The sequence below is a fragment of the Kitasatospora xanthocidica genome (genome assembly GCF_014656195.1).
Lineage (GTDB): Bacteria > Actinomycetota > Actinomycetes > Streptomycetales > Streptomycetaceae > Kitasatospora > Kitasatospora xanthocidica.
This window is the reverse complement of record NZ_BNBY01000023.1, coordinates 16866-31074: the sequence shown is the minus strand read 5'-3', so window position 1 is coordinate 31074 and position 14209 is coordinate 16866. Positions and strand designations below refer to the sequence as shown.

14 protein-coding genes are annotated in these 14209 nt (G+C 74.4%); 10 read left to right on the top strand and 4 right to left on the bottom strand.

The features are described 5' to 3' along the window. Positions 1-41 precede the first annotated feature (41 nt). Positions 42-269 carry a hypothetical protein gene (locus tag IE332_RS30170; RefSeq protein WP_189922524.1) on the top strand — a complete coding sequence of 76 codons (228 nt, stop codon included), beginning with the start codon at positions 42-44 and terminating at the stop codon, positions 267-269. A gap of 76 nt (positions 270-345) precedes the next feature. Here the strand turns inward: IE332_RS30170 and IE332_RS30165 are convergent, their stop codons facing one another. Then, complete coding sequence (locus IE332_RS30165; RefSeq protein WP_189922721.1) at positions 346-1413, bottom strand: polyprenyl synthetase family protein; 1068 nt, start codon at positions 1411-1413, stop codon at positions 346-348. 227 nt (positions 1414-1640) lie between these two features. On the opposite strand from IE332_RS30165, the gene IE332_RS30160 reads away from it, so the two are divergent. Further along, a complete protein-coding gene (locus tag IE332_RS30160) occupies positions 1641-2105 on the top strand; it encodes a hypothetical protein (protein ID WP_189922522.1) in 465 nt (154 codons plus the stop codon). 55 nt (positions 2106-2160) lie between these two features. On the opposite strand, the gene IE332_RS30155 is transcribed toward IE332_RS30160, so the two are convergent. From IE332_RS30155 to IE332_RS30145, 3 genes are all read right to left on the bottom strand, one after another. Then, positions 2161-2808, bottom strand: coding sequence for a DedA family protein (locus tag IE332_RS30155; RefSeq protein ID WP_189922520.1), 648 nt, complete (start codon positions 2806-2808; stop codon positions 2161-2163). Positions 2809-2942: 134 nt separating this feature from the next. Beyond that, positions 2943-3743 carry a COG4705 family protein gene (locus IE332_RS30150; protein ID WP_229929038.1) on the bottom strand — a complete coding sequence of 267 codons (801 nt, stop codon included), beginning with the start codon at positions 3741-3743 and terminating at the stop codon, positions 2943-2945. A 59-nt stretch (positions 3744-3802) separates the two neighbouring features. Further along, positions 3803-4336: a PepSY domain-containing protein gene (locus IE332_RS30145; protein ID WP_189922517.1), complete on the bottom strand. Its 534-nt coding sequence runs from the start codon at positions 4334-4336 to the stop codon at positions 3803-3805. 139 nt (positions 4337-4475) lie between these two features. On the opposite strand from IE332_RS30145, the gene IE332_RS30140 reads away from it, so the two are divergent. The 8 genes from IE332_RS30140 (at position 4476) to IE332_RS30105 (ending at position 14186) form a co-directional block, all read left to right on the top strand. After that, entirely contained in the window at positions 4476-5153 is a 678-nt protein-coding gene (locus IE332_RS30140; protein ID WP_189922515.1) for a response regulator transcription factor, read from the top strand. Next, positions 5146-6645 (top strand): sensor histidine kinase, encoded by a 1500-nt coding sequence (locus IE332_RS30135; protein ID WP_229929037.1) that lies wholly within the window; start codon positions 5146-5148, stop codon positions 6643-6645. Before IE332_RS30140 ends, IE332_RS30135 begins: the two co-directional genes overlap by 8 nt. Before the next feature lie 186 nt (positions 6646-6831). Further along, positions 6832-8730, top strand: a complete 1899-nt coding sequence (locus IE332_RS30130) for an alpha/beta hydrolase family protein (RefSeq protein ID WP_189922513.1) — start codon at positions 6832-6834, stop codon at positions 8728-8730. Next, positions 8727-8885 (top strand): hypothetical protein, encoded by a 159-nt coding sequence (locus IE332_RS30125; RefSeq protein WP_189922511.1) that lies wholly within the window; start codon positions 8727-8729, stop codon positions 8883-8885. Before IE332_RS30130 ends, IE332_RS30125 begins: the two co-directional genes overlap by 4 nt. 101 nt (positions 8886-8986) lie before the next feature. Further along, a complete protein-coding gene (locus tag IE332_RS30120; RefSeq protein WP_189922509.1) occupies positions 8987-10939 on the top strand; it encodes a RiPP maturation radical SAM C-methyltransferase in 1953 nt (650 codons plus the stop codon). After that, entirely contained in the window at positions 10920-11597 is a 678-nt protein-coding gene (locus tag IE332_RS30115) for a DUF5825 family protein (RefSeq protein ID WP_189922507.1), read from the top strand. Before IE332_RS30120 ends, IE332_RS30115 begins: the two co-directional genes overlap by 20 nt. 71 nt (positions 11598-11668) lie before the next feature. Then, positions 11669-12868, top strand: coding sequence for a cytochrome P450 family protein (locus IE332_RS30110; RefSeq protein ID WP_189922505.1), 1200 nt, complete (start codon positions 11669-11671; stop codon positions 12866-12868). Continuing rightward, complete coding sequence (locus tag IE332_RS30105) at positions 12861-14186, top strand: MFS transporter (RefSeq protein ID WP_189922503.1); 1326 nt, start codon at positions 12861-12863, stop codon at positions 14184-14186. The genes IE332_RS30110 and IE332_RS30105 overlap by 8 nt, the downstream gene beginning before the upstream one ends. Positions 14187-14209 lie beyond the last annotated feature (23 nt).

Below are 14209 nucleotides of genomic sequence, written 5' to 3'. Positions count from 1 at the left end.
GAGCGGCCCACGCCGACGTTTCCGGGCGCATACTGGTGGGAATGACAAATTATTCTGCAGGCCGCCGCCCCCTGCCCACCAGCCCCTTCAAGAGACCGGCGGAGCCACCACGCAAGCACTTCGCCGTCGGCGACCGGGTCACCCATGACGGATTCGGCCTCGGCCGGGTCATCGGCGTCGAGGGTCAGGGCGACATCGCGGTACTCGTCGACTTCGGCGCACGACAGGAACGCATCGCCCACCCGTACACGGCGATGTTCAAGCTCTGACCCGGCCCGGGCAAGCCGAAGGCCCCTCGGTGACGCGAGGGCTCTTCGGAACCCGGGCCCCCACTCACCCGCCCGCTCACCCGCCCGGCACCACGTTCGACAGCGGCAGGCCCTCGAAGAAGGCCACCGCCTCCGCGCGCCAGTGCGGGCGCCAGCCCTCGGCTTCGGCACGGGCCGCCTCGGCACAGCGGCGCATGTCCGAGCGGAGCTTCCCGTCCACGCCCAGCAGCCGGGCCAGCTCGCGGACGCGCTCGACCGTCTCGGCGGGGCAGTGCGGGTCCCCGAGCGCGGACTCCACCACGGCCCGCTGCGCCTCGTCCGCGCCCGCCAGCAGAGCGGTCACGGCGTAGCTGCGACGCCCCGCACGCAGGTCGGCGCCGGTGGACTTCCCGGTGGCGCCTTCGTCCCCGAACAGGTCGAGGTAGTCGTCGCGCAGCTGGCCGCCGATGCCGACCAGCGTCGCGTACCGGCGCAGCCGTGCGTCGTGGCGGGCCAGGTCCTCGCCGGCCGCCAGCAGCCCCAGCCGCAGCGGGGCGAGCACGGAGTACCGGGTGGACTTGTACTCGCAGACGGTGTGCAGGAACTCCTCGTCCGGGAGCGGACGGAAGTCGCGTTCGAGGTCGACGATCTGGCCGGCGACCGTCTGGGCGCCGGCGTTCAGCTGCACCTCCAGCATCGCCTGGCGCAGCTCGGCCGGGACGTCCGCCTCCAGCAGGACCCGCATCGCGAGGAAGGCGGCGAGGTCCCCGGCCAGGACGGCCAGGCCGAGTGCGGTGCGGTCCGCCTCCGGGAACTCCTCGCGGTAGGCGTAGTAGGTGGAGGGGCCGCCCCGGCGTACGGGCGCGTCGTCGATGATGTCGTCGTGGACGAGCCCGTGCGTCTGGAGCAGTTCGATGCTCAGCGCGGCCTCCGCCAGGCCGGGCACCGGGTCGGTGGTCACCAGCCGGGCGGCCTCGTACAGCAGGGCGACCCGCAGCCGCTTGCCGCCGCGCAGCGAGAGGTCCCGCAGCAGCTCCAGGCAGCGCGGGGTGAAGCGGCTGAGCGGCGGTGTGTCGAGGCGCTCGGGCAGGGCGGCGAAGTAGGCCTCGAAGCGGAGGTCGAACGCGCGCCGGTGCCGGGCGGCTCGTTCGCGGGCGGTTGCCATGATCGTCTCGTTCACGAGGCCTACCCTCGCATCCGCCCCGGGCCGCCCCCGCACCCGGGCTCCGGCTCTGCCCGCCGTCGGGCCGTCCACGCCGCCCTCCTCGCCGCCCGGGTGAACGCCCCTGCGGTGCTGAGCCGTGGACCAGGTCGGGTGCGGGCCGGTCGGCGGCGCGCGACGACGTCAGGAACGCGGCCATGCTCACATTCCACGGCCCGTGGAGGATCACCGTGCTCACGCGGAATTCCGACTTCGAGCAACGGGCGGTCGTCCGCGGCCCCTACGGGACCCGGGTGCTCCCCGGCCGGCCGGGCGCCACGCTGGCCGTGGACGAGGAGAGCTGGACGCTGTCGCTGGAGTACCTGCCGTGGGACCGCAGATGGCGACCCAACGTGCGGGTGATTCCCGGTCCCCTCCTCGAACGCGACGGCGTCCTCGGCCAGTTGCTGACCAGCAGCGACCAGGACTTCCCCGGCAAGCCGCTGGACTACCCGAACTTCGTCCTACGCCTGGATCGGGTCCCCGCCCACGCCCCCGTACCCTCCCCCGCGGCCACCCGACTGCCCGCCGCGACGCAGACGCTCCGCACCTCCTCGGACACCGCCCGGGTCACCCCCCTGCGGCCCGCGGCGACTCCACCCGGCCGGCAGGCCCCCGGGCAGGGCTGGCCACCGGCAGGTGAGGGACGCTGGTAACGGTCGGAGCGTGGACGACGCGGGTATTCGGGGGCGGGTGCCAGGGCGCCGGCCGTCAGCGCCTGCCGTCCCGGCGGCGCGAGCGCAGCAGTTCCAGGACGAGCGGCAGCAGGGACACCACGACCACGACGGCGACGATGGGCAGCAGGTAGTGGTCGACGTTCGGTACGGAGGAGCCGAGCGCGTACCCGGCGAGGACCAGTCCGAACGTCCAGACCAGGCCGCCGACGACCTGCCAGAGGGTGAAGGTGCGGGCGCTGACGCCGAGCGCGCCCGCGAGCGGGTTGAGGACGGTGCGTACCACCGGGACGAAGCGGGCCAGGACGACGGCCTTGGCGTGCCCGTAGCGGTGCAGGATCTCCTCGGCCCGCGCCGCCCCCTCGTGGAGGCGCTTGTTGCGGGAGCGGGCGAGCAGGGCCCGGCCGCCGCGGCGGCCGAGCAGGTAGCCGACCTGGGCGCCGGCGAGGGCGCCGACGGCCGAGGCGGCGAGGACCTGGGCGAGGTCCAGGTGCGGGCCGCCGTGGGTGCCGGTGGTGCACAGCAGGCCCGCCGTGAACAGCAGCGAGTCGCCGGGCAGGAAGAAGCCGACCAGCAGGCCGGTCTCGGCGAACAGCACCACGGCGATCCCGAGGGCGCCGAACGCGCCGAGGAGTGATCCCGCGTCCAACGGGTTGACGGCCAGAAGGCTCGACGACAGGTTCATCGCGTGCGGCGCCCTTTCGCGGGAGCGGATCGGTCGGACGGGTGGTGGGTCGGACGGGTGGCGGGTCGGACGGGTGGCGGGTTGGCCGGGCCGGTTGGCCGGGCGGCTTGGCCGGGCGGGTGAAGGGGCGGTCCTCAGGCCAATGCTCGGGGTTCGCGGCGCTCGGCCGTGGTCAGCCACACCACGGCCGCCACGATGACCACGGCGAGCGTGAGGCTGACCGGGCCGGTGCCGAGGTCGAGGCCGCCGCGCTCGTGGCTGACCCCGGCCCAGTCGGCGAAGCAGGCGCCCAGCGGCCGGGTGAGGACGTAGGCCCACCAGAACGTGAGGACGGGCGAGAGGCCGGACAGCCAGTGGGCGAGTGCCGGCAGCGCGATCAGCGCGGCGAACAGCAGCCCGGAGGGCAGGTAGCCCCAGCCCAGGGTGGCCGCGGTCAGGTCACCGACGGCGGTGCCGAGCGCGAAGGTGGCCATCACCGCGCACCAGTAGAAGACCTCACGGCGCCCGCCGGCGACCGTCTCCACCGCGAGGGTCCCCTCGGTGCGCCGCCACAGGACGAACACCAGGGCGAGGGCTACGGCGAACGCCACCGCGGACACGGCGTACGGCACGCCGAGCGCGACGTGCGCGACATCGGCCGCCATGGTGCCGAACACGCTGACCATGACCACCGCCGCCCAGTACACGACCGGGACGTAGCGGCGGGCACGGGCCTGGACGAACAGCACGGCCGCCAGCAGCAGGGCGGCCGAGCCGACGGCCGGCACCGGCCCCAGCACCCGGGCCAGGTAGTCGGAGGTGGTCTCGCCCATCCCGGTGGTGAGGATCTTGACCACCCAGAACACCGCCGTGACCTGCGGGACCTTGCTCCAGGCGGGCCCGGCGGACGCGCCCTGACCCGGATGCGTCCGCTGGGGGACTGTCGTGGCGCCCAAGACGACGGCGCTCCTTTCGATGACGCGCGGCCCGGGGCCGCGCCGACGGGACGGGTGGGTCAACCGCCCAGGACGGTGTTGCCGGTGACCGTGCCGTCGGTGCCGTCGACGGTCACCAGGTGTCGCACACCGTCCGGACCGACGACCACGGCCTGCCAGGCGCGGCCGCCGCCCTGCTCGGTGGCCGGGGACAGCGACTCCACCTTGCCGCCGGGCACCGCCGAGGAGGCCTTGGCCACCGCGTCGCCCGCACCGGTCGCCGGCAGCGGCGCCGGCGCGCCGTGCGTACCCTGCCCGTGCTCTCCGTTGCCGCCTCGGTGGTGTGCACCACGCTCATGGCCGTCCCTGCCGTCCCGGCCGTCGGGCCGCTCGCGCTCACCCGCGAGCTTGCGGTCACCGTGGCCCTCGCCCTCGTGATGGTGAACCGCCACCGCCACGGCGCCGCCCCCGAGCACGACCACCGCCGCGCCGACCGCGACCCAGCGCCCGGAGCGCCGGCGCACCCAGCGCCCGGCCCGCCCCAGCCCCGTACGCGTCCGGCCCGAGGCCTTCTGCGGCTCCAGCGGCTCCCCGGCCTCCATGGGCTCGCTCACGGTACCCACCCCTCTCCTCGAACGGCCCGGGACCGTTCCCGGGCGATGGCCTCAGCATGTCCGGGCGTTGCTGAAGATCGGCTGAAGACCTGAAGGGGTCTTCAGCTCCCCGCCGCCGGGACCTGCCACCCTGGTGGGTATGCGCGTACTGGTGGTGGAGGACGAACGTCGGCTGGCCCAAGCCCTTCAGCTCGGGCTGGCCGCGGAGGGCTTCACCGTCGACCTGGCCCACGACGGGCTGACCGGCCTGGCGAAGGCCACGGACCACGCCTACGACGTGGTCGTCCTCGACATCATGCTGCCCGGCCTGAACGGCTACCGGGTGTGCTCACGCCTGCGGGCCTCGGGCAGCGACGTCGGCATCCTGATGCTCACCGCCAAGGACGGCGAATGGGACGAGGCCGAGGCACTGGACACCGGCGCCGACGACTACCTGTCCAAGCCGTTCTCCTTCGTCGTCCTCGTCGCCCGCCTCAAGGCGCTCGCCCGCCGCATCGGCAGCCGCGCGCCCAGGCGCACCGTCCTGGGCGACCTCGTCGTCGACTCCGCCGCCCGCACCTGCACCCGGGGGGGCACCGCCATCGCCCTCACACCCCGCGAGTTCGCCATCCTCGACCACCTCGCCCGCCGGGCCGGCGAAGCCGTCTCCAAGCGCGAGATCCTCGACGCGGTCTGGGACAGCGCCCTCGACAGCGACCCCAACACCGTCGAGGTCCACGTCAGCGCCCTGCGCCGCAAGATCGACACCCCCTACGGGCGGGCGGCGGTGCAGACCGTGCGCGGCGCCGGCTACCGGCTGGCGGCCGACGGTGGCTGACCGCACCCCCGGCCGTACCCTCGGCCGCCCGCTCGCCAGCGTCCCCGGCCGCCCCCTCGCCCGCCTCGCCGCCCGCGTCCGCGCGGCCGCCCACCGCCGCCTCGACCGGCACCCGCGTCTCGCGGCCCTCGCCGACCGGCTGACCCCGCGCTCGGTCCGCGCCCGCACCACCCTCGCCGCCTGCCTCAGCGTCGCCGTGGTCCTCGCCGTCGCCTCGGCCGCCGTCGTCCTCCTGCTGCGCGCCAACCTGGAACGCACCGTCGAAACCGGCGCCCGCGAACAGGCCCTGGCCGTCGCCCGGCTCGCCACCGACGGACACCTCGCCAGCCCGCTCCCGCTCGACCACGGCACCGACTTCATCCAGGTCGTGGACGCGAACGGCCGGGTCGTCGCCGCCAGCCAGAACCTCGCCGGCCACTCCCCCCTCACACCCGCCCACCGCCGGGACGGCCACACCACCTTCAACCTCGGCGCCCTGGGCGACGAGCACCACCAGCGCGTCACCACGGTCACCGCCGCCACCCCCACCGGCCCCGTCACCATCCACGTCGGCGCGTCGCTGCGCACCGTCGACGCCGCCGAGGACCTCACCACCGCCGCGCTCGCCGCCCTGAGCGCCGTCCTGCTGCTCACCGTCGGCGCCCTCACCTGGCGCGCGACCGGCCGGGCCCTCCGCCCGGTGGAAGCCATCCGCGCCGAGGTGGCCGCCATCGGCGACCGCGACCTGGACCGCCGCGTCCCCGAACCCCGCAGCGACGACGAGATCGCCCGCCTCGCGGGCACCATGAACGCCATGCTCGAACGGCTGGAGGCCGCCGGGGCCCGCCAACGCCGCTTCATCGCCGACGCCTCCCACGAACTGCGCAGCCCCCTCACCGTCCTGCGCACCCAGCTCGAAGTCGCCCGCACCCACCCCGACCCGGACGTCCGCGGCGGCCTGGTGGCCGGCGCCCTGGAGGACACCGAACGGCTCCAGACCCTCGCCACCGACCTCCTGCTGCTCGCCCGCCTCGACGCCACGGGCCACGACTGGCCCCACGAACCCGTCGACCTCACCGACCTCGTCCGCGCCACCGTCGCGGCCCGCGGCCACGAGCCCCACCCGGTCACCGTCCACGCACCCGCGCCGGTCGCCGTCCACGGGAACCCCCTGTGGCTGGGCCGCCTGCTGACCAACCTGCTCGACAACGCCCAACGCCACGCCGGACACCGCGTCACCGTGACCCTCCGCCTCGACCGGGCCACCGGGCAGGCCCTCCTCGACGTCGCCAACGACGGCCCCCCGATCGACCCCGCCGACCGGGAGAAGATCTTCGAGCGCTTCGCCCGCCTCGACGACGCCCGCAGCCGCGACGACGGCGGCACCGGCCTCGGCCTCCCGATCGCCCGCGACATCGCCACCGTCCACGGCGGGACCCTCACCGTCCTCGACACCCCCGGGGCAACCACCTTCCGGACCCGGCTCCCCGCACGGGCCGACGTCGGGCCGTAGGACGCAGCCTTTTCGGCCAACCGTGCGAAAGGTCTGTTCGTGGCCACGACACCCCCCTAGAGTGGCCGCACTCCTCCACAAGTGGCCTTTTCTTCACGCCGGTTCACCGGTTCTTCACACCGGTTCGCCGGTCTCGGGACGTTCAGCGCGCTCTGTTCCCCCCATCGAGCCGGAAGGGCCGGGCCCGTGACGCAGGCGTTCCAGTCCCCCGGTTTCGCCGCGCTGGCGGGCGACCGCGCGGTCGAGACGCGGCTCGTCGACGAGCGCTGGCAGGCGGTGGCCTGGGACCTGGGGACCGGGCGGCGCCGGGTGGTCACCGACCGGCCCGAGGGCGTCCACCTCAGCGAGATCGAGCCGGACGGCGACGCCATCTGGTGGTTCGACGCCGACGGTGCCGGGGAGGGCCGGTGGCGGCGCGAGCCGTTCGCGGGCGGCTCGGGCGGCTCGGGCGGTGAGGCGCTGCACGGCGTGCCGCGCGGGCGGGCGTACGGCGTCGCCTTCGACCGGACGGGCGCGCTCGCCGCGGTGGTGGTCGGGGTCGACGGCGGCTCGCACTGCTACCTCGGCCCGCCCGGGGGCGAGGCGCGGCTGATCGGTTCGGCCCCCGGGTACCTGAGCCTGGCCGACCTGTCCCCGGACGGTCGGCTGCTCGTCCTCGGCGGGCGGCCCGACGGGGACGACGCGGTGGTCCTGTTACCCGCGGACGCCCGGGCGGCGGGCCCACTGCGGCTCGCCGGGCACCGCCGACGGCGGCTCTGGCCGATCGAGTTCAACCCGCTCGCCGCACTCGAACCGGAGCTGCTGGTGGTGGTCGAGGAGGACGAGCGGTACACCGTCGCGACCTGGCGGGCGGGCGCGGGACTGACCGGGTACCCGGGGCTGTCCTTCGACTCGCAGATATCGGCCGGCTGGTACCAGGGGCCGCGCGGGGTGCTGATCCAGCACGAGCGGGCCGGTCGGAGCCGGCTGCTCCTCGCCGACCTCGACCCGGCGGCGGGGCGGGCTCCGAAAAGGCAAGGGACCGCGGGGCCGGGAACGGTCGGCCGACGACCGGCGGGGCACGATCCGTCGGAGCAGAGTCCTCCCGCCCAGGAGATCAGCACGCCCGGTGGCACGATCCACGACCTGTCGTGCGCCCCGGACGGCACCCTGCACTGCGTCTGGAGCCGGGAGTCGACACCGCCCCGCCTGCTGGTCCTGCGCCCCGGCACCTCGGTGGCGCCCGACCTCGAAGCGGACCGGGGCGACATCTCCCGCAGCCGGCGCTGGACGCCCCGACCGTACGGGCCGATCCACAGCTTCGTCAGCACCCCGGCCGGCCAGGGCCCGTGGCCGACCCTCTTCCTGGTCCACGGCGGCCCCGCCACCCACGACCGTGACTCCTACGACCCCCGGGTGAACGCCCTGGTGGACCAGGGCTACGCGGTGGTGCGCACCAACTACCGCGGCTCCACCGGTTACGGCGCCCGCTGGCAGCACGAGTACGGCCACCGGGTCGGGCTGGCCCAGATCGAGGACCTGGCCGCCGTCCGCGCGGAGCTGGTCGCCGACGGTACGGCGCTCGCGGAGCGCACCGGCCTCTGCGGGTTCTCGTGGGGCGGCTACCTGACCCTGCTGGCGCTGGGCGCACAGCCGGACTTGTGGTCACTCGGCATGGCCGCCCAGCCGATCGCGGACTACCCCGCCGTCTACCGCACCACCACCCCCGCACTGCGCGAGCTCGACCGGCAGCTCTTCGGCGGGACCCCGGACGAGGTCCCCGAGCGCTACCGCGCCGCCGACCCGCGAGCGTACGTGCGCCAGGTCCGCTCGCCCGTCCTGCTGGTCGCCTCGCGGACCGACGAGCGCTGCCCGCCCGAGCAGGTGGCCGGCTACGCCGACGACCTGCGCCGGCTGGCGGTGCCGCACGAGCTGCTCTGGGTGGACGGCGGCCACTACAGCCGCCGTACCGCCGACCACCGATCGGTGCTGGCCGCGATGGTCCGGTTCGCCGGACACGCCTGGCCGGCGCCGCTCCCCCGGACACCTCGGGGCGACCGCCCCGAGGCACCCGCCGATCCGCTGGAAGGAGGTGAACAGCCATGAAGCGACGCAGCATTCAGAGCGACCCGATCAGCACCCCGGAGCGTGACCGGGGCGCCGTGATCGTCCAGAACTTCGCGCTCGACATCACAAAGGCCGCACCGGTCGCGCCCGCCCTCAAGGGGCAGCCGAAGCCGAAGCCGGAAGCGAAGAAGTGACCCGCCGTCGCTCCGGGGCGCCCTCGGCACCCCGGAGCGACACCTCTCCGACCGAACCGCGAACACCAACCGACCGCCGGCGAACGACAGAAGTGGCCACCATGCGTATCGTCCTGCTGCACATGCCCTGGGGCGCGATCGACGTGCCGTCGCTGGCGCTCGGGATCCTGCACACCGCCGCCGAACGCGCCGGCCATCAGGTCGACGTGCGGTACGCCAACCTGGACTTCGTGGACTGGGCGGCCGAGACCGCGGGCTTCGGCGTGGACGACTACCAGTACTTCTCCGAGAAGTCCTACTTCCAGGGCGCGGGCGACTGGGCGTTCGCCGGTGCGCTGTACGGCGACGACGGAGGCAGTGACGGCGACGGCAGTGACGGCGAGGGCGACGCGGACGCTGGCACCGACGCCGGGTTCGCGGGCTACTTCGCGTACCTGGCCACCAGCGGTGCGAGCGAGCAGGAGATCGCACTGACCCGGGCCACCCGCGCGCTCGCCCCCGTGTTCATCGCCCGCCTGGTCGAGGAGCTCGCCGCCGACCCGCCGGACCTGGTCGGCTTCACCACCACCTTCCAGCAGAACACCGCGAGCCTCGCCGCCGCCAGGCTGCTCAAGCAGCGGTGCCCGCAGGTGCGCACGGTGTTCGGCGGCGCGAACTGCGACGGCCCGCAGGGCGCCGCGCTGCACCGCAACTTCCCCTTCCTGGACTTCGTGGTGCGCGGCGAGGGCGAGGCCGCCTTCCCGGCGCTCCTGGCGGGCCTCCTGGAAGGCGGCGACCTCTCCGCCGTCCCCGGGCTGTGCTGGCGCGACGGCTCCGGCACGTCGACGGCCAACGTTATGACGACACGTCCGCTGCCGCCAGCGGCGATCCTCGCGCCACGCTACGACGGCTTCTTCGAGCGGCTCGACGCCTCCGTCGCGGCCGGCTGGGTCGATCCCAAACTCGTCCTCGAAGGCTCCCGCGGCTGCTGGTGGGGCGAGAAGCACCACTGCACCTTCTGCGGGCTCAACGGCTCCTCGATGGAGTTCCGCTCCAAGCCGCCCGCGGACTTCCTCGCCGAGGTGCTCACGCTCGTCGAACGCCACCAGCTGCTGGACGTCTACGTGGTCGACAACATCCTGGACATGGGCTACTTCGACACCGTCCTGAAGTCGCTGGCCGAGCTCCCGGTCGATCTGCGGCTGCACTTCGAGATCAAGGCCAACCTGCGCCGCCACCAGTTCCAGCTCCTCGGCGACTCGGGCGCGGCCCAGGTGCAGCCCGGCATCGAGAGTCTGAGCACCCGGGTGCTGCGGATCATGGACAAGGGGGTCACCGGCTGCCAGAACGTCCGCGCGCTGCGGGACGCCCAGAGCGCCGGGGTCTCGGTGACGTGGAACTACCTCTACGGCTTCCCGGGCGAGCAGCCCGCCGACTACGAGTCGGTGATCCGCCAACTGCCCGTGCTGCACCACCTGGACCCGCCGACCGGAGCGGGCCGGATCGCGATCGAGCGGTTCAGCCCGTACTTCGACCGCCCCGAGCTGGGCTTCGCGATCACCCGGCCTGCCTTCCAGTACCGCGCGACCTACCGCCTGCCGGAGAGCGAACTGAACGAACTGGCCTACGTGTTCACCGCGCCACCGCGCGGGATCGGCGGCGACCTCGCGGAGCGGCTGAGCACCGCCGTGGACACCTGGCTCGCGCGGTTCCCCGACAGCCGGCTCAGCTACCGGGACGCGGGCGGACGGATCGTACTCGTCAACACCCGCCCCGGGTACGACTGGCGGGTGGTCGAGCTGACCGGTCCGGCGGAGCTCGCCGCCTTCCGGCTGCTGGCCCAGCCCCGCTCGACCGCCGCGCTGGCCGCCAAGGTCCCCGGCGGCGCGGCGGCGGTCGAGCCGGTGCTGGAGCGTTTCACCGCGCTGGGCCTGCTGTTCCACGACGGGGACAGCTACCTGCAGGTCGCCGTCGAGTCCGACAACCAGGTGCTGATGCGGATGCAGCACCGGCACGGCCCGGCCGCCGCCCGTCCCCGCACCGAGGAGGTGCCCGATGCCGTCCCGATCGGCTGAACGGACCGGTGCCGCCGCCTGGCGCGCGGCCGGCCCCGAGGTCGAGCTCTGGCTCGACTACGACCCCGCGGCACGGGAGTTGCCGGACTACGCGCTCGGTCGCCGCACCCTGCCCGGCCCGGCGCAGACGGAGGTCACCGAGCTGCACCGCGCCGGGGTCCGCTGCCTGCGGCTGACCGAGCCGGTGCGGCTCTGCGCGGACGCGCCGGCGGCGTCCGCGCGGGCGCTGATGCTGCTGCGCGAGGCGACCGGGCAGGGGCTGGCCGTGCTCTGGCGAGCGGTCTGCACGGACGGCTGCGCGGCCCGGCGCCGGTTCCACCACCTGTACCCGCCGGAGCGGTTGACCGGCGGCGGCACGGAGGACGTCCTCGCCGACTGGCGCGCCACGTACTTCCCGAGCAAGTGCGTCTTCCGGCGCGGCCCCAACTTCGTCGAGGTGCGCGACCGCCGGTTCGGGACGCTGGAACTGTTCACCGTCGACGAGCCGGGCCACCTGGCGCAGCTGGACGCGCTGGCCGAGGGCGTCGAGGTCGGCCTGCTGCCGGACGCCGTCCACCGGGACCTCGCCGAGGCCGGCCTGATCGCCGAACAGGCCGGCCGCGCGTGGTTCCTGCCCATGCGGGTGCGCCGCTGGCCCTTCCCGTCGCTGACGGTGTAGCCGCGTGGCCGCGTAGCCGCCCGGTCGGGTGGCCGTGCAGCCGTGAGAGTTTCGAGCCCGAGGAGGGAACCATGAGCACCGCGGTCGACGACGCCGCCGCGCGGATGTCCGCCTTCATCCGCGACCCCTACCCCACGCTCGCCCGGATCCGGGAGGCCGGCGCGGTCTCCACCGTGGAGTTCGGCGAGGGCCTGCCGGTCTACCTGGTGACGCGCTACGAGGACGTCCGGGCCGCGCTGATGGACCCGCGCTTCGGGCAGGACGTCCGCCGCAGCCAGGCCATCGCGAGCGGACGGGGCGCCGGCCTGACGCTCGGCTCGGAGGTCGTCCACATGCTCAACAGCGACCCGCCGGACCACACCCGGCTGCGCCGCCTGATCCAGGGCGTCTTCACCCGCCGACGGGTCGACCTGATGCGGCCGCTGGTCGAGCGCATCGCCGACGGCCTGCTGGACGGGCTGCGAGGACGGGAGAGCGCCGACCTGGTGACGGACTTCGCCTTCCCGCTGCCGATCATGATCATCTGCGAGCTGCTGGGCTTCCCCCCGGAGGACATGCGGGCCTTCCGCACCTGGTCGACGGCGATCCTCACCCAGGGCGGCGAGATGACCTTCGGCCAGGCCACCGCCGAACTCAACGACTACCTCAGGGAGTTGATGACGGCCCGGCGGGCGACGCCGAGCACGGACATCCTCACCGACCTGGTCCAGGCCTGCGACGCCGGTGAACTCACCGAGCAGGAGGTGTTCTCGATGGTCTTCCTGCTGCTGATCGGCGGCCACGAGACCACCGTCAACCTGCTCGGCACCGCCACCCTGGCCCTGCTCCACCACCCCGACCAGCTCACCTGGCTGCGCGCCAACCCGGCGGCGATGCCGGTCGCGATCGACGAGTTCCTGCGCTACGAGTCCCCGGTGAGCATGGCCACGCTGCGGTTCACCAACGCCGACGTGATGGTCGACGACGTCGAGATCCCGGCGGACGAACTGGTGCTGCTCTCGCTCGGCGCGGCCAACCGGGACCCGGCACGCTTCACCGAACCCGACCGCCTGATCCTGGACCGCGGCGATCCGGGCCACCTGGCCTTCGGGCAGGGCCTGCACCGGTGCCTCGGCTCCTTCCTCGGCAAGCTGGAGAGCGAGGTCGCGCTGACCGGCCTGCTGGAACGCTTCTCGCGGATCGAACTGGCCGCCGCCGAGGAGACCCTGCCCTGGCGCAACACGATCATGCTGCGCGGCCTGGAGTCGCTGCCGGTCTCGCTCCATGGCTAGCAGCACGGGGGTGGGCGGCGCGGGATCGGGCGGCGCGGGGGTGGGCGACGCGGGCGACGCGAGGACGGACAGCCCCCGGGCGGGCCGCGCGGCGGGGCTGTTGCGGTTCCGCCCCCGGATCGGCGTCGCCCCGCTGCGTTCGCGCGGCTACCGGCTGCTGGTGATCGGGCAGGCCACCTCGGAGTTCGGCAACGCGTTCCAGGTGGTCGCCCTGCCGCTGCTGGTCTACTCCCTCGGCGGAGGCGCCCGCCAGCTGAGCCTGGTGATCGCCGCCTACGGCGCGGGCCGGCTGGCCGCCACCCCGCTCGGCGGGATCCTCGCCGACCGGTACGGCGCCCGGCGGGTGATGCTCGCCGCCGACCTCGGCCGGCTGCTCGCCACCGCCGGGCTCTGCGCGGTCGCCGCCGGCGGGACGGCCGACTTCTGGCTGATCGGCGGGCTCGCCCTGCTGGTCGGCCTCGGCGCGGGGGTGTTCCTGCCGGCCGCCTGGGCGATCACCCCGACCCTGCTGCCCGCCGAGGACCTGCACGCGGGCAACGCGCTGAACAGCACGGTCACCTTCGGAGCGGGCTTGCTCGGTCCGGCGGCGGCCGGCCCGCTGGTCGCCTGGCTGGACCCCGCCGCCGCACTGGGCCTGGACGCGGCGACCTTCGCCGTGTCGACGGCGACGCTGTTGTTGATCGGGCGCGGCAGCCCCGTCGCACCGCCCAACCCGGTCTCCGAACGTGCCTCCGTACCCAGGAACTTCCGCGGCCTGCTGCGGGAGTCGCCGCTGCTGCGCGCGGTACTCACGGTGACGGTGATCGCGAACCTGACGGTCGGCGGCGCCACCCGGGTCGCCCTGCCGACCCTGGCCACCCAGGGATTCGCCGCCGGCGCCGTCGGCCTGGGCGTGCTGCTGGCCGCGTTCACCGGCGGCGCGCTGGTCGGCGGCCTGTTCGCGGCCGGTCTCACCGAGGTCCGCTCACGGGGCCGTACGGCGATGCGCTCCGGCCTGGTCATGGGGGCGGCGATCGGCCTGGTGCCGTTCACCGGTCTCGTCGGCGCCGTGCTGCTGCTCGCCGTGGCCGGCGGCGCCAGCACGGTGACCAACGTCCTGGTCGTCACCGGCGTGCAGAAGAGCACCCCGCCCGCGCTGCTGGCCCGGGTCATGGCGGCCATCACCTTCTGCGGCCTGGGTGTCTTCCCGCTCTCGGTGATCGCGGCCGGCGCGGCGGTGGACGCGTTCGGGAGCCGGGGGGTGTTCGCGACGACCGGACTCTGCCTGCTGGGCGCGTTCGGGTACGCGCTGACCAGGCGTGAGATCCGCGAACTCTGAGGCCACGGCCCCGGTTGGTGGAC

Excerpts from the sequence above, each read along its gene's own strand:
- IE332_RS30105 (WP_189922503.1), top strand. The coding sequence starts at position 12,861 with ATGGCTAGCAGCACGGGGGTGGGCGGCGCGGGATCGGGCGGCGCGGGG.
- IE332_RS30155 (WP_189922520.1), bottom strand. The coding sequence starts at position 2,808 with ATGAACCTGTCGTCGAGCCTTCTGGCCGTCAACCCGTTGGACGCGGGA.
- IE332_RS30120 (WP_189922509.1), top strand. The coding sequence starts at position 8,987 with ATGCGTATCGTCCTGCTGCACATGCCCTGGGGCGCGATCGACGTGCCG.
- IE332_RS30115 (WP_189922507.1), top strand. The coding sequence starts at position 10,920 with ATGCCGTCCCGATCGGCTGAACGGACCGGTGCCGCCGCCTGGCGCGCG.
- IE332_RS30110 (WP_189922505.1), top strand. The coding sequence starts at position 11,669 with ATGAGCACCGCGGTCGACGACGCCGCCGCGCGGATGTCCGCCTTCATC.
- IE332_RS30140 (WP_189922515.1), top strand. The coding sequence starts at position 4,476 with ATGCGCGTACTGGTGGTGGAGGACGAACGTCGGCTGGCCCAAGCCCTT.
- IE332_RS30125 (WP_189922511.1), top strand. The coding sequence starts at position 8,727 with ATGAAGCGACGCAGCATTCAGAGCGACCCGATCAGCACCCCGGAGCGT.
- IE332_RS30170 (WP_189922524.1), top strand. The coding sequence starts at position 42 with ATGACAAATTATTCTGCAGGCCGCCGCCCCCTGCCCACCAGCCCCTTC.
- IE332_RS30165 (WP_189922721.1), bottom strand. The coding sequence starts at position 1,413 with ATGGCAACCGCCCGCGAACGAGCCGCCCGGCACCGGCGCGCGTTCGAC.